This window comes from Pseudoalteromonas sp. MMG013, assembly GCF_018100885.1.
In the GTDB taxonomy this organism is placed as follows: domain Bacteria; phylum Pseudomonadota; class Gammaproteobacteria; order Enterobacterales; family Alteromonadaceae; genus Pseudoalteromonas; species Pseudoalteromonas aurantia.
Map to the genome: position 1 here is coordinate 41,409 of NZ_JAGJEE010000030.1, position 18,867 is coordinate 60,275.

Annotated in this window: 16 protein-coding genes; all 16 read left to right on the forward strand. The window is 40.2% G+C overall.

The window, feature by feature from the left end; genetic code table 11:
• The first annotated feature begins 222 nt into the window (after positions 1-222).
• Positions 223-1,770, forward strand: coding sequence for a 2-isopropylmalate synthase (gene leuA, locus J8L98_RS19850; RefSeq protein ID WP_210997860.1), 1,548 nt, complete (start codon positions 223-225; stop codon positions 1,768-1,770).
• The gene (leuB, locus tag J8L98_RS19855) at positions 1,767-2,843 is read left to right on the forward strand and encodes a 3-isopropylmalate dehydrogenase (protein WP_210997861.1); all 1,077 of its coding nucleotides are present in this window, start codon (positions 1,767-1,769) and stop codon (positions 2,841-2,843) included. The genes leuA and leuB overlap by 4 nt, the downstream gene beginning before the upstream one ends.
• Before the next feature lie 56 nt (positions 2,844-2,899).
• Positions 2,900-4,303: a 3-isopropylmalate dehydratase large subunit gene (gene leuC / locus J8L98_RS19860; RefSeq protein WP_210997862.1), complete on the forward strand. Its 1,404-nt coding sequence runs from the start codon at positions 2,900-2,902 to the stop codon at positions 4,301-4,303.
• Positions 4,300-4,899: a 3-isopropylmalate dehydratase small subunit gene (gene leuD, locus J8L98_RS19865; RefSeq protein WP_210997863.1), complete on the forward strand. Its 600-nt coding sequence runs from the start codon at positions 4,300-4,302 to the stop codon at positions 4,897-4,899. Before leuC ends, leuD begins: the two co-directional genes overlap by 4 nt.
• Before the next feature lie 106 nt (positions 4,900-5,005).
• A complete protein-coding gene (locus J8L98_RS19870; protein ID WP_210997864.1) occupies positions 5,006-5,599 on the forward strand; it encodes a hypothetical protein in 594 nt (197 codons plus the stop codon).
• A 1,467-nt stretch (positions 5,600-7,066) separates the two neighbouring features.
• Positions 7,067-8,905 (forward strand): hypothetical protein, encoded by a 1,839-nt coding sequence (locus J8L98_RS19875; protein ID WP_210997865.1) that lies wholly within the window; start codon positions 7,067-7,069, stop codon positions 8,903-8,905.
• A 20-nt stretch (positions 8,906-8,925) separates the two neighbouring features.
• The gene (locus tag J8L98_RS19880) at positions 8,926-9,843 is read left to right on the forward strand and encodes a hypothetical protein (RefSeq protein ID WP_210997866.1); all 918 of its coding nucleotides are present in this window, start codon (positions 8,926-8,928) and stop codon (positions 9,841-9,843) included.
• Between the two features lie 55 nt (positions 9,844-9,898).
• Entirely contained in the window at positions 9,899-11,830 is a 1,932-nt protein-coding gene (locus tag J8L98_RS19885; protein WP_210997867.1) for a hypothetical protein, read from the forward strand.
• Between the two features lie 60 nt (positions 11,831-11,890).
• Entirely contained in the window at positions 11,891-12,442 is a 552-nt protein-coding gene (locus J8L98_RS19890; RefSeq protein WP_210997868.1) for a hypothetical protein, read from the forward strand.
• Between the two features lie 20 nt (positions 12,443-12,462).
• On the forward strand, positions 12,463-14,835 hold the full coding sequence (locus tag J8L98_RS19895) for a PKD domain-containing protein (protein ID WP_210997869.1): 2,373 nt from the start codon (positions 12,463-12,465) through the stop codon (positions 14,833-14,835).
• Positions 14,836-14,858: 23 nt separating this feature from the next.
• Positions 14,859-15,359 carry a hypothetical protein gene (locus J8L98_RS19900; protein ID WP_210997870.1) on the forward strand — a complete coding sequence of 167 codons (501 nt, stop codon included), beginning with the start codon at positions 14,859-14,861 and terminating at the stop codon, positions 15,357-15,359.
• Between the two features lie 80 nt (positions 15,360-15,439).
• Complete coding sequence (locus tag J8L98_RS19905; RefSeq protein WP_210997871.1) at positions 15,440-16,126, forward strand: collagen-like protein; 687 nt, start codon at positions 15,440-15,442, stop codon at positions 16,124-16,126.
• 326 nt (positions 16,127-16,452) lie between these two features.
• On the forward strand, positions 16,453-16,965 hold the full coding sequence (locus J8L98_RS19910) for a hypothetical protein (protein WP_210997872.1): 513 nt from the start codon (positions 16,453-16,455) through the stop codon (positions 16,963-16,965).
• Between the two features lie 2 nt (positions 16,966-16,967).
• Entirely contained in the window at positions 16,968-17,525 is a 558-nt protein-coding gene (locus tag J8L98_RS19915) for a hypothetical protein (RefSeq protein WP_210997873.1), read from the forward strand.
• Positions 17,522-18,034 carry a hypothetical protein gene (locus J8L98_RS19920; RefSeq protein ID WP_210997874.1) on the forward strand — a complete coding sequence of 171 codons (513 nt, stop codon included), beginning with the start codon at positions 17,522-17,524 and terminating at the stop codon, positions 18,032-18,034. The genes J8L98_RS19915 and J8L98_RS19920 overlap by 4 nt, the downstream gene beginning before the upstream one ends.
• Positions 18,035-18,056: 22 nt before the next feature.
• Positions 18,057-18,560 (forward strand): hypothetical protein, encoded by a 504-nt coding sequence (locus J8L98_RS19925; protein ID WP_192506216.1) that lies wholly within the window; start codon positions 18,057-18,059, stop codon positions 18,558-18,560.
• Positions 18,561-18,867 lie beyond the last annotated feature (307 nt).

Genomic DNA, 18,867 nt, shown 5'->3' on the forward strand with positions numbered 1-18,867 from the left:
TTTGAAAAAAATATGCTTGATCTTGGTTTTGAATGCATGATAAAACATAATTAATCCATCAACAGGACAACTTTGCTCAATGAAAAAAACAACGCGCTTGTCATTACTGCTTAACCTCTTACTCATTAAATGTAAGAGCGGGGCGTAGTGCGCGTAACTGAGCAACTACTTTCAACCCCGCACATTGCGGGGTTTTTTATTTTTTGGGCTGAGGAATAGGGTATGCAGGATAAAGTTTGGATTTTTGATACGACATTGCGTGATGGCGAGCAAGCATTAAAAGCCAGTTTAACAGAAGATGATAAATTGCAACTTGCGCATGTGATAAGCCGCCTCAATGTTGATGTTATGGAAGTTGGATTTCCTGTATCTAGTCCCGCTGACTTCAGAGCAGTACAGCGTATTGCAACTGAAGTACGTAATCCAATCATCTGTGGTTTGGCACGCGCGGTAAGCAAAGACATTGAAGCATGTGGCGAAGCTCTGCGACCTGCAGAACGCGGTCGTATCCATACATTTATTGCAACCAGCCCCTTGCACCTAGAGCACAAGCTACGTATGAGCTTGGATGATGCGACAGCTATGGCTGTTAAATCAATTAAATTAGCACGTAATTATACTGATGACGTGGAGTTCTCATGTGAAGATGCTGGGCGCACCTCACATGCAGATTTATGTCGTATTGTCGAGTCTGCGATTAATGCCGGTGCATCGACCATTAATTTGCCAGATACTGTAGGGTACGTTACACCTGATGAGTATTCAGCCATGATCCGTCATTTAATGAATAATGTGCCGAATATAGATAAAGCACGCTTAAGCGTGCATTGCCACAATGATTTAGGTTTGGCGGTGGCCAATTCTGTTGCCGCGGTGCAAGCGGGTGCGAGACAAATCGAATGTACCATTAATGGTATTGGAGAGCGCGCAGGTAATTGTTCTTTAGAAGAAGTGGCCATGATCATGAAGATGCGTCAAGACTACTTAAAAGTACATACCGCTATTCGCAGTGAAGAAATTTACCGAGCATCTCGACAGGTCGCAAAAATCTGTAATATGTCAGTGCAGCCAAATAAAGCAATTGTGGGTGAAAATGCGTTCGCTCATAGCTCTGGGATCCACCAAGACGGTGTTTTAAAGGCGCAGAATACCTATGAGATCATGTCACCAGAAAGTGTTGGTGTACCAAACAATCAACTTAATATGACGTCTCGTTCGGGTCGTCATGTAATAGAGCATCGCTTATCTGAATTGGGTTATCAAAAGTCGGATTACGATATGGACAGTTTATATACTAGCTTTTTAGCATTGGCAGACCAAAAGGGTACTGTGTATGACTATGATCTTGAGGCCATGATCCACTTTAACCAAATGGGTGATGATGATGATCAATTTAAGCTTGAATTTGTCAATTCAACCTCGAATTCCCAGTCGGTTGCCAGTTCTACTATTGGTATGACAGTCGCAGGTCAATCTAAACAAGAAGCCGCAACGGGTAATGGTCCGGTAGAAGCGTCCTTTCTAGCCATTGAGCGAATTATCGGTATGTCTGTTGAAGTCATAGAATACAACTTAGACGCGACGGGACAAGGTGCAAGCTCGCTTGGCCAAGTCGATATCATTGCAAAGTATAACGGACGGCAATATCACGGTGCAGGTCTTGCTGCTGATGTTGTTGAAGCATCGGTACGGGCTATGGTCCGTGTTTATAATCTTATTAACAGAGCGCAAAAAGTCTCTGATTTGAAACAACAAAGGAAAGCAGGATGAGCCAAGCAAGTTACCAAGTTGCCGTATTAGCCGGAGATGGCATTGGCCCAGAAGTTATGTCAGCAGCAGATAGAGTGCTAGATGCTGTGAGTGAAAAATTTGAGTTCAAGTTAAATCGTCAAACCCACGCGATTGGTGGTGCCGCCATTGACGAATGTGGTAAAGCATTACCCAAGGCAACACTGGAAGCGTGTGAAGCTGCGGATGCTATTTTATTTGGTTCGGTTGGTGGACCAAAGTGGGAACACTTACCACCGAGTGAGCAACCTGAACGTGCTTCTTTATTACCGCTACGTAAACATTTCGGATTATTTTGTAATTTACGTCCTGCACAGTTATTACCTGCATTAAGTGGTGCTTCTCCATTACGTGCAGATATTAGCGAGCAAGGCTTCGATATTTTGTGTGTACGAGAGTTAACGGGCGGGATTTATTTTGGTGAAAAAGGTCGTGACGGGGAAGGTGATCAAGAAGCTGCTTTTGATACCCAGCGTTATTCTCGAAAAGAAATAGAGCGAATTGCTCGCTTTGCGTTTGAAGCAGCTAAACTACGTAATAATCATGTCACGTCGGTTGATAAGGCTAATGTATTGGCATCCAGTGTACTTTGGCGTGAAGTGGTCACAGAGGTGAGTCAAGATTACCCTGAAGTTCAGTTGGATTACATCTATGTTGATAATGCTGCAATGCAGCTCGTAAAGCAACCAAGTCAGTTTGACGTGTTGTTATGCGATAACTTGTTTGGCGATATTTTATCTGATGAGTGTGCCATGATCACCGGCTCTATGGGATTACTCCCTTCGGCGAGTTTGAATCAATCAGGTTTTGGCTTATATGAACCAGCTGGCGGCTCTGCGCCTGATATTGCCGGTAAAGGCATTGCTAACCCAATAGCACAAATTCTAAGTGCAGCCCTCATGTTACGTTATTCGCTGGGTCAAGATGAAGCCGCACGCGCCATAGAAAAGGCTGTCGCTGAGGCGGTTGCAGCAGGTGTCGGTACACCAGATATATACCCAGAAGGTGGTTACACCACACAAGATGTGGCACAAGCCATAGTATCGCGAATTTAATTGTAACGAATGCGGTGACTTCCGTCAGGTTACCGCTCTATTTGAGGATGTAGCACGTGGCTCAAACCTTATATGACAAAATTTGGCAATCGCATGTGGTTGCACAGATCAATGAACAAACCGACTTACTCTATATAGACAGACATTTAGTTCATGAAGTGACGTCACCTCAAGCATTTTCAGGCTTGCGTGAAAAAAATCGTCCAGTACGTTGCCCTGAAAAAACCTTTGCGACAATGGATCATAATGTCTCTACTAAAAGCCGGTCTTTAGATGCGGCCAGTGAGGTATCAAAAAACCAGTTGATGGCATTAGCTGAAAACTGTAAAGAATTTGGCATTGTGTTGTATGACCTAAATTCAATAAACCAAGGTATTGTTCATGTTATGGGGCCGGAGCAAGGGATCACTCTGCCTGGCACGACCATTGTATGCGGTGACAGTCATACCTCTACCCATGGCGCTTTTGGTGCATTGGCACATGGTATTGGTACTTCTGAAGTTGAACATGTATTAGCAACCCAAACTTTACAGCAAAAAAAAGCCAAATCGTTAAAAATACAAATTAATGGTGTGCTTCGCCCAACAGTGACAGCAAAAGATTTGATCATGGCAGTGATTGGTGTACTTGGTACTGCTGGTGGTACAGGTTATGTGGCTGAATTCTGTGGTGCTGGTATTGAAGCACTATCGATGGAAGCGAGAATGACGCTGTGCAATATGAGCATTGAAATGGGTGCCAAAGCCGGTTTGATTGCGCCAGACGACATCACATATGCGTATTTAAAAGGCCGCCCGTTTGCACCTAGTGAGGAAGAGTTTGAAGCGGCTGTTTCATACTGGCGCACGCTTCATTCAGATGAAGGGGCGCAATTTGACAGAGTGGTTGAGCTTAATGCGCAAGATATACAGCCTCAAGTGACGTGGGGCACCAGCCCTGAACAGGTGATTGGTATTGATGAGGTTGTGCCGAACCCAGAGCAAGAAAGCGATTTAATTAAAGCCGATGCGATCCGCAGTGCTTTGCAGTACATGGGACTTGAAGCTGGGCAAAAATTAACAGATGCAAAAGTGGATACTGTATTTATTGGTTCTTGTACCAATAGCCGTATTGAAGATTTGCGTGCTGCGGCATCAGTGGTTGAAGGTAAAACAGTTGCGCACGGTGTTGAAGCGTTGATTGTGCCAGGGTCGGGTTTGGTGAAACAGCAAGCTGAGCAAGAAGGCCTAGCAGATATTTTTAAAGCGGCTGGTTTTGAATGGCGTGAGCCTGGTTGCTCGATGTGCTTAGCTATGAATGATGACAAACTTGGCGCCGGTAAGCGGTGTGCCTCAACATCAAATCGAAATTTCGAAGGGCGGCAAGGGCGCGGTGGGCGGACACATTTAGTTAGTCCAGCGATGGCTGCAGCGGCGGCAATTGCCGGTCACTTCACGGATATAAGAGGGGAGGCATCATGAGTACATATCACCAAGGCCTATTAGCACCGCTGGATAAAAATAATGTGGATACCGACCAGATTATTCCTAAACAGTTTCTGACATCGACGAGCCGTGATGGTTTTGATAAAGCCCTTTTTTATGATTGGCGCTATTTAGATGATGGTGCGTCTAATCCTGATTTTGTATTAAATCGAGCGTGCTATAAAGGTGCATCAATTTTACTAACCCGTGATAACTTTGGTTGTGGTTCATCTCGAGAGCATGCACCATGGGCGCTTAAGCAATATGGTTTCAGTATTATACTAGCCGAAAGTTTTGCTGATATTTTCTTTAATAATTGTGGCAACAATCAAATGCTGTGTATCGCGCTCGCGGCTGACACATTAGAATCTTTATTCTCACTCGCTGAACAGCATGATGATATGCAAGTTGAAGTAGACTTAGTACAGCAACAGTTACGCAGTCCTTATTTTGATGCGATTAACTTTGATGTTCGGGCCGATATAAAAGCCCGGCTATTAAGTGGGCTAGATTTTATTGGTGAAACAGAACAGCTCAATGACGCGATTAGTACCTTTGAGAGCAAATTAGAATCTGAGCGACCATGGCAATAATGTGACTTTAGCGGTCCACTATATCAAGCAGTGGGTTAAGCGCATTTAATTGCAAACAACCAAAGGGCTAGTTACCCTTTGGTTTTTAATTTTTAGGAACATTACTATGAAATTTGTGGTTGCAACAGCACTGACGTTAATGGGCAGTGTCGCTATCGCTCGCCCAGCACCTTTGGTCTCTATTCCTAGCCATGATGCTTTTTTTGATAATATTGCAGCGCACTGTGGTAAAGCGTATGAAGGTAAAATCACAGTTGATAATGCAACTGGACCAAATTCATTTGCAAATAAAAAACTAGTAATGCACGTACGTCGTTGTAATGAACGCGAATTGCAAGTGCCTTTTCATGTGGGCAGTGATGCGTCACGTACTTGGTTGATCACTAAAACGGGCAGCGGTTTGAGCCTTAAGCATGACCATCGCCATCAAGATGGTACCGATGATGATTCAACCATGTATGGCGGTCACACAACAGATGCAGGTTTTGCAAATGTACAGTCGTTCCCTGCTGATCAGTATTCAAAAGAGTCATTTGCTCGTCAAGGCATTCCCCAATCGATGGGCAATACATGGCAAATGTATATATATGATGAGCAGTTCACTTACCGCTTAGTGCGTCAAGGTCGAGAGTTTAGAGTTGATTTTGATTTAACGAAGCCTATTATGCCACCAAAAGCGCCATGGGGTTATAAAGACTAATATATTATTTCGGAGGTTAGCAGTGACTCACTGTTAATTTCTGACAATAATTGTTTCCTATCACAGTTTAAGTGATTCAATTCATTGTAATATAATAAATAGCTAAACTATTTAACCATCTCACAAGTAGCTTATTTAAGCTTAACACGCTATGCATCAAGGCATATTTCAATGCGATGTTGAACGGTAAACCTTATGAATAAATAGGGTTTTACTTATTGATGCCATTTACTAACTAAGTATCATGTTACTCTTAATATTTATGTAACAAAAATCAGTTATGTAAGAGCCTTGAATTTACGAGGTACCTGTTTTTATTTTTAGTAAATACCTCTTTTTATAGAGATAACGTCATTGACGTTATGTTTTTAATAAAAATGTAATAATTGGTGTTCTCGTATTTTGTATGAGTAACAATTTACCTTGTTTTAGAGACGTTTATTTTTTGGCTATCAGCAACATCTTTGAACTCGAATCTGCGACTATGAGCCATTCGTGTATTTTCCGTAATTTTCTATAAGTCGAATGCTACTATCAATACCGTAAGTGTTTCTAGAACCCTTGTCGCCATCAGTGTGATTAAATGAATATACCAGTGGACCTAGCTTATAATCCATTTTCTCTGCATTACAGTCGCTACAATGTTACTGATAAAGATAGGTTTTAATGAAGGGGGGAACACTTCTAAGCCTTTACAAAGCCGTTTTATTCAATCTCAAATTCAGCAATGGTCCGTTTAATTGTGTGATTTTATTTAGCGTATCGCATGATTTTTTAATTTGTGATGCAATGCCTTATTACTAATGATTAGCTGTTTAGATTTGTTATTGGCGTAATTTTATGTTGGTTTTCTTCATTGTGCATCATTAATTTTATCTAGATCGGATTTTTAAAGAGCAGTCTAAATTTCATATAAGCAATAAAATATATTAAATTTAACCTCTTTAAATTTCTTAATTTAAAACATGCGTTATGCCACTTTTTATTTTAGGAAGTATGATAAACAGTCCTTTTTTATGCTGCTTCAATGTTTATAATCTTATTTTATCGATAAAAAATTAATATTTTCATTATTATTTTAAGAAGAATAATTCCATTTTCCGAGTAATTAAATCATGTTTCTTTAAAGAATACAGACTTAGAGTAAGTACTACTATAGTTTTGTTACTCTCAAGGTGCGGGGGTTTTGACTTGATAAAATAAGTAGTAAAAACAACCGCCTTTCGATTAATTATTACACTAGATATGGCTGTGATAGATATTGATCCTTGAAAGAAACAGCGCTTCTCCTTACAGATTCCATGATGTTTTTGTTTATTGCATACAATAGTATGTATACAAAGTGGTTGTTAGCAAAGTGTTAATGTGTTGTTTTTAACATGTTTACTTTCCCGTTTTTGTCAATTAGGATGGACCCCTAACTTAAACGCATAGAAGTATTTTCCCTTAATATCAAATTGTATTTTTATGAATATGAAGAAGGATTTTGTGTTGAAAAAGCAAAGTAAAAGTCGATTAAAGTTGAAAATTCTCACGATAGGGTTACTCAATTTAGGGGTTGCCTATGCACAAGAGCCTATGTGTAGCGCAAGCTTTCAATTGGTAAATTATTCTCCTCAAAAATGTTACTCGGAGTTTAGTGAGTCAGATTGTACCGATGTGTGTGCGGCAGCTGATCCGGAATATAGCCCACAGTGTTTTAAATCACTGGATTTACCGTGTGACGTGATTTCAGGATTACATTCCACAGGTAAAGGTTTTCAAAGTCGTGATGATTATTCGTGGTTTCATGTATCTGATTTACTGACTTACCCAGAACTTATTTCAGAACTTCATATTTTTCAACAAGAGTTGTTTGATGAGTTATATGGTGAGTTTGTTAATAAACCAAAATATTTTGGCTTTAGTCCAGCAAGTGATGAATTCCGACGGGTAAACTTTAGGTTGGATGTTCTTACTAAACTAGACTCTTTAGCCTCTCCTTTACGCTTTGCTGGGTTGTATAGACGCTATTCGTTAGGTCTGTTATTGGAAGAACAGTTAAATAGATCAATCATAGATATTAAATTTAATATTGATAAGTACCCTTATTTTGATACAGCTCAGCGTCAGTCATTAAAAGCAGAAATTGATTCTGTATTAACTGTGAAACTACGTTATTGGGATTTATTAAAGCGCTATACACCAGATCAAATTGCCAGTAGTCGCGTGGGTCATTTGAATAGACGAGTCAGAACATTGTCTAGGCTGATTAATGTTTTGCCGCTTGCTCTACAAGATAAAATGCTCGAAAAGTCGCAATTACTTACACCACATATCGATATTGAGTTGAAAAAATGTGACACAGGTATTTGTTATACGAAGATCACAGCACCTGAAGCGATGCCGTTTTATCCTGAATTTGATTATCGTTTGCTGAAGTTTGAGCAAGTGCTAACTGCACTGAACAATGAAGCGTCAGCATTAACTAATATTTATAATGATAATTATCAGGTGATCGAACCTAGGTTATTGAGACAGCCCGATTTTGCCGGCTTTGTGAGTAGCAAGTTAGTGGATTATAGGGCTTTACGTTCTCAGGCTAATTTAGAACGTTTAGCGACAGCAATAGACATTGCTTATTTGTCGAAAAACCAAACTGGTAAAGCGGTATTGTCTGCGCTAACTGAGCGCAGTGATGTTACAGACAATATGGGAATCACCAGTTTAAGCGCTTTTGATACACAGCCTATTTTATTGTGTCAGGAGTTTAGAAAAATAAATCCTGAAATGGCCGCGATTCAGGATGAGGGTTTTACGTTAGCCACAGAAGCAAGAAGTTTGCTTTCACTCATGATTCGTGACGGGTATACGGCAGAGTTACTGACTCAGTTAGAGACAATAATCGCTCGCTTGAATCAACTCGCAGCTCGAAGTCAAGTGATTAGCAATGTCGAAATGTTTGATAAAGACCGATTAGTAACAATTGATTGGGATTTGTTTGAAGCATCAGCATTAACTCATTCACGAGAGTTTATTGAGCTGGAGTATCTTGAATACAATGGCATGTTTTGGACACCGAACATGTCAAGAACGCTGTCTGAAATTTTTCCTTCCATATACCATGCCGGCACAATGTCAGGGTCGCTTTTACCTTCAGGAGTAACTGCAAATTCTCAGCTAAATAATTTGCAAATTACCTTTAGCCAAAGTGCTTTCCATGCTTGTTCTGCAAATAATGCCACGATAAATGCCGTTGTAAAAGTGACTGACGGACAAGGCACCGTCAGTCGTCAAGTTTTAACCGCTAATTTCGATCAACTATAAGTATTAATAAAGGATATATTATGAAAATGTTATTGTTAGCCACTTTGTCTTTGACAGGTGCTACCTTAGCTCAAGCAGCTCCAATAGAAGTATTTAATGCAGACACACAGTGTGCGTCAAGAATGACGGGCACAGGAGAACGATTTGTTCCTCCTTGTCAGTTCTCTTCACAAAGCATGACAGCCGACCGTAATACAGCGTACTCGAGTGACGGACTTGTCAGGAATGGTTCTTTTAAAACAATTTTGAATTATAACTTTGTCTGTGAGTCTCTACGACCTCTGTCTGTACGTTATACGTTGAGTGCAGGCTCCGATGCATCCGAGACCAATAGAATTGCCGGTTCACGCATTAATGAAATTAATACCTTATCTATGGTGCATGGAAACCATGATGCTGACTTAGTTTTCAATGGATTAGATGGTGTTGTTGGTTTTCAGGCAATAAAGCCAGGCTGCCAACTCAATGTTAACCAGTTGCTGACTTATCCTGAGCCAAGCTATTTTGGCCAGTTAGCTTCACATTTAGTGACACATAATGGCGTGATAAAGTCGCTAGTCAGTATCGCACAACCATCAACTAGCAGTGTTCAATTAGTCAGCTCAATCGATAACACGTTAGATCTGTTAAGCAACTTAACGTTTGATATTGAAGATCCGATATTCCTCGATCAAATCACAACCGCCCAAGCCGATTTAGAGCGTTCAAAGGCTGTTTTTACAAACAACTGCCGTGCCGGAAGTTCTTCATCTCATTGCACCATAGAACTCTCGCGTTTGCGTCAAGTATTACAGAATAATTTAACGTGGAATGAAGCCGGAATTAGAAGTTTACATACTTATTTGTCAGAGCAAACGCGTTGGTTATCTGGTCAATCAATCGGCAGAGACGCGCTTGTGCTTTCAAATGCGGTTAACAGATTACGTAGCCGCTTGTAACTGATTTTAAAGAGTAAGGATTTATTCACCCAAACCGTAATAAAGGAAATGAAAGATGTACGGAAAATTAATAACAACTTCGGTTGTCGCTGCGTTACTGCAAAGTACAGCAGCAAATGCTTTACCGGATTTAACGACAGGTAATCCACTTGATGCACTTGGTATGTCAACGCCAGCAGGCGTTGGCAATGTTATGTCTGACAGTGATAAACCTTTAACATTGCATGTTGCACCGGTACCTGTTAAACAAATCAATGGCTTATACGCAGAATTAGGAGGAGCAGGCCCGGGTTGTGATAACTATGTAAATACTAAAACTCAAGCCTACCGTCAGCTGGCAACACCGGTATTACAAGAGCAAGCGTATTTAAAAGGTGATTTTGTTAGTAACTGGTATCAGCTGACTTATGGTATTCCACGTGCCAACTTTGAAGGTCTTAATGAGATCAAGAAGGCGCGCAAAGTGATTACTGATGCAGCACTTGCGAATCAAGGTTTAATTGATACATACAATATATTGAAAGCACAGTGGAATCAGCTAAACATTGAATTAAGTGCAGCCTTTGCTGAGCGTGACAGGTTAGAGCGAGCAAGAATATCGGAAGGTCAAGGATGTTTTACGAGTAGCGGTGGTGATTTCGCCAAGTACTTTGAGTGTATTACAAAGGTGACCAATAAGTACCAGCCTCTTGAAGCAGCTGTTGCCTCGACGATTAGTGATTTGCAAACGCAAGTTGGCAATATCAGAACGAGCTATCTAACAGCGAAAGGGGCATACGACGCATACAAAGAAAAGCTGGTATTGGCTGAAAGTAATGTGAATTTCCATAGTTTAATCATTAACTCGCAATCTGTTATTTCTAAAAATGCTTGGACATTAGAAACCGACGTTGTCAAAGAACATGGCAAGGCTTTAGTTGGATTAGCCAGTGCGGGTTATAACATTTGGGATAAAGAACGAGACCTATTATCAACCGCATTGAGAAATTCAAACAACCACCAATTCTCGGCGAAACAGTTGAACTTGTTTAATGTACGGGTGAACTCAGGGGTTACACGAAATAATCCTAATGTGACGGCATCTGGAGAGAGTTTATTTTCACGTAATGTTTGGAGTTACCCAGCGGATACCCTGATCAACAAAGATATCTTGAATGATTGGAAAATGCCGTTTGAGCGTGAAGAAATTGGTGACACTATCCACTTTGATGCAATGGATGAAGGGTCATTTGCATCAGGTGGAATTGATTTCTTTGTTACTCGTGATGCACGTTGTGGTGATTACAGCCAGACAGTAGAAGAGAATTATTCAGGTACAGAAAACAATGTATCTGTTTCTTGGAAAGTCACACGTAAACTTTGGGAACCACAACCAAATCGCGCAGTATTTGTTGCTAATTTAGGGTTGTCGTATAACTACTATGCCTATCCTGGTCCAATTTCTGGTGAGTGTTCTATTAATGTTGACCGTATGAATAGTTACTGGAGAAGTGTAGGAAAATCTACGGGTTGGAGCTGGTTTAAGCGTAAAACATCGAGCTGGGATAACACTGTTGAGACGGCAAGAGACAATATGGGAATGGAATGTAAGTTGGATCTTAAACCACAAACAAATGACCCAGATGAAGCAGCGCGTATCGCAGAAGAAATCGAAAGAGAGATGTACAGCGATATGTGGCAAATGTTCTTGTCGATCTATGCTAAATCTTATGATATTGAGCTAGAAAAGCCAGAGCTCCAAGATCCTAAGAAAGAAGCTGGGTTAACTGAGATATGTAATAGTCGAAATACATATTGTCGTTATAGCAACATTGTTCTTAAAGCATTGAATGCACTCGGTGGTACTAAAGCAACGGGTACAACGTCACATGTTTCTCGTCAATACGGAAAAATTTATAAACGTTTTGATAAGAAAATATGGAATGTACAAGAAGGCAGTGCATTAGTACAAGTTAAGGTATGTGTTGATAACACGCAATGTAATTAATTTGCGTTTTTAAAGGGGGTTCTTCCCCCTTTTAATCATGTTTAATTTTAGGATTTGGATATGAAAATCAAAGCAATTGCTGCTGTTATCGCCGTATCTATTATTGGTTATTTGGGGCTTTCCAGTAAAGAGGTTGCTTTAACCAATGAGGCAGTAACTTCCACTTCAACAACGGCAGTGGCCTTAGAAGATATTGAACTTACTACGAGTAAAGAGATAGCAAAACCTGTTGGTATTAAAAGTAGAGAAAAAGGTGCTCAAGTCGGCGTAGAACAAGAGCCGAATGTACAGGATATAGTACAAAATGCCATTGATATCGATACCAGCGAAGAAGACAAATATTACGACTTCATTATTGAAAACTTCCCTGAGTTGACTGAAGACGTCAATACATATCGACATGCGATTAAAGAGCAGCGGCAAAAAGTGAGTGTGTTTAGTGCACATATGAGCGAAAGAAATAAACAGGTGTCGTTGTCAAAAAATATTGATAGTGGTGCTGATAGTGCCTTGAAGGAGCAACAGGATATTTTGTTGGCGCAAGCAAGAGTACTTGGACAGCAAGCTATGGCGCTGAATCAAGCGATTAGAGAAGCGGCCTACAATAAGTAGCCATTAAGGAGATGAAGTAAATGAAATGGACAGAAAGCATATTAGTTCCCCTTTGTTTTGTGGTGTCAGCATGTGGCAGCAGCGAAAGCCACAGTGACACCGGCAATACAGTACTGGTAAGTAACATTAAGCCAGTCGCGAAAATTGTAGATATGACTCCGATTAAAGCGATTCAAACGCCATTGAAATTCAATGGCACGGATAGTTCCGATGCTGATGGTGATGCCTTAACTTATCACTGGAGCTTAGTGCGAGTGATCGATCAGAAAGTGATCCCTCTAGAACAAAATACCGGCAATGAAATAGCCGTCAGTGTCGCGGAGCAAGGTAATTACTCTTTGCGACTGTATGTGAATGATGGGCATGAAGATAGCACTGCAGCTCAGTTTGAATTTTTGGTACCAGAGCAAGCTGCACTTGTTGCTGATGCGGGCAGAGACATTACTGTTAAAAAAGGGCAGGTGATTTCATTAAGCGGGGAAAATAGCAAAGCAAGTAATGGAACAATATCGGAATATCACTGGAAAATTCTTGATAAACCAGCGGATAGTAGTGCACGGATCTTTAGAAACCAAAGTACTAAAACTAATTTTGTCGCGGATGCTGTCGGTACATTTATAGTGCAATTATCGGTGACGGATAAAGCTGGGTTGACGGCGCAGGATTCGGTTGTGATCACCAGTGATGCCATTGATGTAAACTCGCCGCCAATGGCAATAATTAATGTTGAAAAATCAACATTAGCACCTAATGAGATTATTAGATTAGATGGTTCTAAAAGCCATGATCCGGACCGCTTAGACCGTTTGAGCTATCGCTGGTCTGTGTTATCGGCTCCAGAGAATAGTCAACCAGTTGTGAGTAAAGCATCTGCAAGGAGAGCATCTTTCTCTTCGAATATCGACGGTGTTTATGATGTGCAATTAGCGGTTACCGATCAGCATGGAGCTCAGGATGAGGTGGTGCACCAATTTATAGTTCAATCAGAAAATCAGGTGCCGATTGCCGTTTTAGGCTCAGATAAAGTGGTTAAACTATCTGAAACCGTGTCTTTATCCTGTGTATCTTGCTTTGACCCAGAAGGAGAGCAACTTAGCTATGAGTGGTTGTTATTAGGTGCACCGCAAAGTAGCGCCGCGCACATAGTGTCAAGTCAGTCAGCTGTTACAGAGTTTACTCCGGACGTTGATGGGGAATATTTAGTTGCTGTGCGAGTTTCAGATGGACTGCACTCTACAACGTCTAATACTCAAATGTTTGATGTAAAGGCAAATCAAAAACCAATCGCGCAAATAGCGCCTATATCTACAGTCGCTCTCGGCTCTCAGATAGTTTTGGATGGGACGGGCAGTCTAGATCCTGAAGGTGCAGACCTTACCTATGAATGGCAGGTTGTTTCTCAACCTGCCAATGAGGTGCTTGATACATCTATAGCGGGTAAAGCAACGTTGCAAGCGAGTCATACGGGCACCTATGTATTTTCACTCAAAACCCATGATGGCACACAATACTCCGATACAGTGACACAAACTGTTTTAGTAACACAAGATAGAGCGCCAGTGATTAATATTCACGGTGGAGATAGCCAAAGTGCACGTCTTGGAGATCAAGTCACTCTTGATGCAACAGCTAGCTATGACCCAGAGGGCGAAGCACTGGTTTATCAATGGAAGCTTGTTGCACCAGCAGGTTCAAACACCGTAATGGATGATAGTCGTACTGGGCTATTGAACTTCACACCTGATATAGCAGGGCTTTACGATGTTAATTTAACCGTATCAGACGCAGGCGGGTTGCAGACCAGTAGTACAGTCACTGTTACGGTCACAGAGCAAATGGATGATCTCCTGTCAGGGACAGTAAAAGGTCGTGTAGTTGATACTGTATTAAATGGTGTGCCAAATGCGGTATTTAAGATAAATGACGAGTTACACACAGCCGGTAGCGACGGGTTTTATGAATTTCCAGTAAAAGTGGAAAATGGCGCAGTAATAACGCTTGAGACACACGATGAGCGCTTGGTCAGTGCTAAGCATATTACGACTCATATCAGTCAAAATGACTTTATTGTAAATGTGGGTGAGTCATTTGTACCAGTGAATCAGGTTGTAGATACTTATATTTGGGGTTGTGCTGGCTATACCGGGCCACAAGAGGTAAGCATTAAATTTAAAATGGTAGAGACTTTCCCTACTATGGACAAATTCACAGCCCAGTTTGAAAAATCATTTCTATTTACTGTTGAAGGTAATAAAAAAATCTCTTTACCAGCAACAGCTACATACGAAGTAACGACCGATGACAATATAACTATATCGCCATCGGAATCGACTAAAACTATATATTACGCTCCTGATTTTGGGGCAGTTAATATAATTAATATCTGTAATTAACTTTTCAATAAGGAAAATTAAAAGTGAAATATCTATCTATGCTTTTTTTGTTTATATCTATTTCAGCTAATGCCGTAGTACCTATATATGTGAGTGGTGAGAAGTTTCAATATAATGAAAGTGACTTTGACCCTATTATAGAACGAGGTCATGTCATTGGTTATGAAGCTAATATTCCAGTACATGTGGATCTAGAAGACCCGTTCTTTGGTTATCCAGAGCTGGTTTTTGATATGAAATCTGAAGTCAAAGGCAGTATTGGGGCTGCCCCAATGTTTGCCGAAATGTCAGCTGTTTGTTCAGGTGATACATCAAGCGTCGATATTGGGCGTGATGCTGATATTATTATTAAAAGAGCCGGTGTTGTTAGAAATGCACGTTTCTCTATTTATAATAGGTTGCGTACAAATGGTGTTTGTAAAAATTTGAATGTTAAAATTGAAAAGATTCACAGCTCAGTTACTGATACAGAAGCTTATGTTGATAATTTTAATTTTGATTTAATTGTTTACTTTGGCTACTAAAGTTAAAAATAAAATCAACAGAGCGTTGTTTTAATAATTCCATTTAAAATGACGAAAAAATAAAATAAAAGGACTACTTTATGAAAAATCTTATTACATTGGCTATACTTTCTGTAGGAGCTATTTCTTTTCAATCAGCTGCAAATGAGCAAGAGAGTGATTTAGCACTATCGAAAATTGACCATTCAGCGCAAGTAGAATTAAACAATTTAGAGCAAGCTGAGTTTAACGATATCGTGTTCGGACCTCACTGTTGTTATGAAAACCCGGGCCAACCTGGACAACCAGGTCGTCCAGGTTGTCAAGGGCAACCAGGGCAGCCAGGATTTGCTTCTGTATCAGATGCGGAAATGCTAGCTGCGGCACAACCTTCAATGTTATCAGCCCCTATTTATATTGGAGGCGCTCGCTATACATTGACTAAGTCTAACTTTAACCCTGTCTATGAAACACGTGTAATTTACGACCCTTGTTATTTTGAACCACCTCGCACTTATCGCCAACTTGTTGGGTATGAAGTGTCATTCCCAGTTGATGGGGATTTTGGTCAAGACCTAATTTATGATCTAGTAGGTCGCTCAAATAAATCAATGTCGCTATCGGCATCGTGTGGAAGTTTCTCTGGGTCTGATTCAGGTAGTAAATATGTGATTTCTACTCGTAAAAATACCGGTGGAAGCTGTAAAAATATGCATGTTAAATTTAGATTTACGGGGTCAGCACCGAGTTATATTAATCTGAATGTTACTATTTCAGAAGAAATATAATAAATTAATTTCTGTTCCTCGTCGCAGTTTTTGTACTGCGTACGAGGTGCTGGTTTTATATTCGTTGAAATTATTTGTTTTTTCTTTGTTTCTAACTTTCCTTTTAATGTCGGTTTTTTAAATGGTTATGTGTGGCGTGTTGAGTTTTTATAATTTAATTTGCTTTATATGATTTACATTGTTTGGCGTTAATGGGTTTGTTAATCAATAAAGGTTGTCTTTTTCTCGTTGCCATAGGGTTGAGGGGAAGTTATTAAGATCCGATTTAAACGAGTTTAGAAAATATTTAAGCCTTTCAAATAAGTGAAAGTATAAGGAAATTATTTATGAAAAAACTATGTATTTTAGTCGGTATGATTGGATGTATGAGCCAAGCATATGCACTGGAACAACAAAAAGTAGTGACCGTAAACCAAGATGTAATTACGTTATCGATGGAAGATTTTCAGCCTATTACAACAAATTGGGCTAATCGTGAAGTGACAACGGGATATCAAGCTTTAATCGATGTTGTGGGAGCCGAGTCAAGTTTGGTGTTTCAGGGCAAAGGCGAGCTAACGGCTAGATGGTTTGCTTCTAATTTTGGGATGACCGCAAAAGTATCATGCAGTGGTATTCCCATTGGTATGGATAAAGTGTATGGCTATCGTATTAACAGAGTGTCTACGCCAGCCAGCCCAGAGATATCAGAACTTAGACATAATGTGGGAGCATGCACTCAATTGAAGGTCGAGTTTAACAAAGAAGGCAGTATTAGCCGCCAATTTTACACTCGAATCCAAGACATCAATTTCTCATTGTCAGTTAAAGGGCTCAACAACACATCGGAAGGAGTTTGATTATGTTAAAAGTAGCCGCAATAGGGCTAGCGTTTATGACGACTAGCGCAGCAATTAACGCATCTGAAATGGAAGTGTCATTTACAAATAAAGATATGGTGCAAAGCGGTGCAACTTATTCTTATGCGCTAGAGGCTATGAATACGATTAGTGCGTCGGTATTAGAAGTTGATATTCAAGTCCAAGGTGAAGGAGATTCAGTTTTTCAAATACTCCCAGCTTGTACTGAGTGGCAAGGCAGTACTTGTGTTGGGGCACCAAAAGATATTCCGCATAGTGAGTTCTTGCACGAAGTTGACGTTTCTGTTGAATGCAACGGTCAAGCTCTTTATCAGAAAACCAAAAACAATATTGAGTTTACTAATGAAGAAATAGTGACGATGGCAAGTCAACTTGCATTTGTTCACTCTGAAATAAAGCTTAATCGGATTGAGTGCGCAGATCTTAATGTCAATGTACGTACAGTTAATGGTGCTAATGATGCCATTATCACAGGTGTTGTTCGCTTTAAAGATTCAACGTCAATTCCTACTTTTAAAAATTATGATGTAAATTTATGAAAAAATTATTAGCGATAGGTAGTCTTTTATGTGCAGTAAATGCGTTTGCTGACCCTGGTAGTGTGTCTGTTGGTGGTAATGTTGTCGAGCTTCGTTTTCAAGACTTCACACCCATAACAAAACCATATGCAGGTCGGGAAGCTGTTGTGGCATATGAAGCGACATTTGAGATGGATGGTGATTTTGGGCAAGACCTTACTTATCAAGTTGGTGGTAAATATCATACACGATGGTTTGTTGGTTCTATGGCTGTATCATTATCGGCTACATGCACTGGACCTGGTCTTGCTGCGCCAATATTTCTTGGCGAAGATTTAGCAACAGGCTTCCGCATCGACCGAACTTCATATGAAGCTAACCCAAGTTTTTCTAATGACCTGAACACCGGTGGTGAGTGCGACACAATGACGGTTAGACTAGATAAAGTGGGCCATTTGAGTCGGCAGTTTTACACTAGAGTGACTGATCTACAATTTAATGTGCACATTATAGAGAAGCTGCCAAACTAGTCTTCTATTGAGGATATGTAAAATGAAATATGCACCTTTGCTGTTGCTAAGCTTATTTACATGTACAGCTTCAGCTTTACCAATCATTGTGAGTGGTGAAACGACTTCACTTACAAAATCAGATTTTACTCATGAAAAGAAACTTTTTGTTTCTGAAGGTGGCGTAGACAGGTATGCAGAAGTAGCGTATCAAGTTAAATTACCTCTTGTACATACAGCGGGTATATCTCAATTGGATGTCCATTTGAGTGGCTCGATTACGTCTGCATGGTATTCATCTAATTTTGGTATGACCGCTTCATTATACTGTAATGACACAAAGATTGGGGAAGACACTACTTTTGGTGTTAGATATGAGCGAGTCAGTTACAGAGTTAAGCCTAGTATTGTAAAAAGCTCTGTTCATATCCCTGCTGGCTGTCAAGAAGTTACCGTACGGTTAGACAAGGTAGGCAGTATTGCTCGGCAGTATTATACGAATATAAGGGATATAGATATCAATGTTTATCTATTGGCACCGTTTTAAACGGTAAATCGTATAGTCGCATTGTATAAATAAGGTCAATTTTTTCGCTTTTAAAGTTGACCTTTCTTCTATTTATAGAGAACCTTTGTATTTCTGTATGATATTAGAGCGTTTTTATATGAAAATCAGGGTTAGAGATTGATTTTTGCACGAACACGTTATTTTTATCACTTTTCTTCAAATAAACGCTTGCGCTTTTTCTGCATCTCCCTATAATGCGACCCCACTGACACGGAGCGCTACGCTAACTTAGCAAAGCAAAACGCAGTCAACGTCGAGTAAAACTTAAATTTAAAAAATTTTAACT

Bases quoted from the DNA above. Each gene is read 5' to 3' on its own strand.
- J8L98_RS19875 (WP_210997865.1), top strand. From the start codon at position 7,067: ATGAATATGAAGAAGGATTTTGTGTTGAAAAAGCAAAGTAAAAGTCGA.
- leuA (WP_210997860.1), top strand. From the start codon at position 223: ATGCAGGATAAAGTTTGGATTTTTGATACGACATTGCGTGATGGCGAG.
- J8L98_RS19925 (WP_192506216.1), top strand. From the start codon at position 18,057: ATGAAATATGCACCTTTGCTGTTGCTAAGCTTATTTACATGTACAGCT.
- J8L98_RS19920 (WP_210997874.1), top strand. From the start codon at position 17,522: ATGAAAAAATTATTAGCGATAGGTAGTCTTTTATGTGCAGTAAATGCG.
- J8L98_RS19910 (WP_210997872.1), top strand. From the start codon at position 16,453: ATGAAAAAACTATGTATTTTAGTCGGTATGATTGGATGTATGAGCCAA.
- J8L98_RS19890 (WP_210997868.1), top strand. From the start codon at position 11,891: ATGAAAATCAAAGCAATTGCTGCTGTTATCGCCGTATCTATTATTGGT.
- J8L98_RS19895 (WP_210997869.1), top strand. From the start codon at position 12,463: ATGAAATGGACAGAAAGCATATTAGTTCCCCTTTGTTTTGTGGTGTCA.
- J8L98_RS19880 (WP_210997866.1), top strand. From the start codon at position 8,926: ATGAAAATGTTATTGTTAGCCACTTTGTCTTTGACAGGTGCTACCTTA.
- leuB (WP_210997861.1), top strand. From the start codon at position 1,767: ATGAGCCAAGCAAGTTACCAAGTTGCCGTATTAGCCGGAGATGGCATT.
- J8L98_RS19915 (WP_210997873.1), top strand. From the start codon at position 16,968: ATGTTAAAAGTAGCCGCAATAGGGCTAGCGTTTATGACGACTAGCGCA.
- leuD (WP_210997863.1), top strand. From the start codon at position 4,300: ATGAGTACATATCACCAAGGCCTATTAGCACCGCTGGATAAAAATAAT.
- J8L98_RS19885 (WP_210997867.1), top strand. From the start codon at position 9,899: ATGTACGGAAAATTAATAACAACTTCGGTTGTCGCTGCGTTACTGCAA.
- J8L98_RS19870 (WP_210997864.1), top strand. From the start codon at position 5,006: ATGAAATTTGTGGTTGCAACAGCACTGACGTTAATGGGCAGTGTCGCT.
- J8L98_RS19905 (WP_210997871.1), top strand. From the start codon at position 15,440: ATGAAAAATCTTATTACATTGGCTATACTTTCTGTAGGAGCTATTTCT.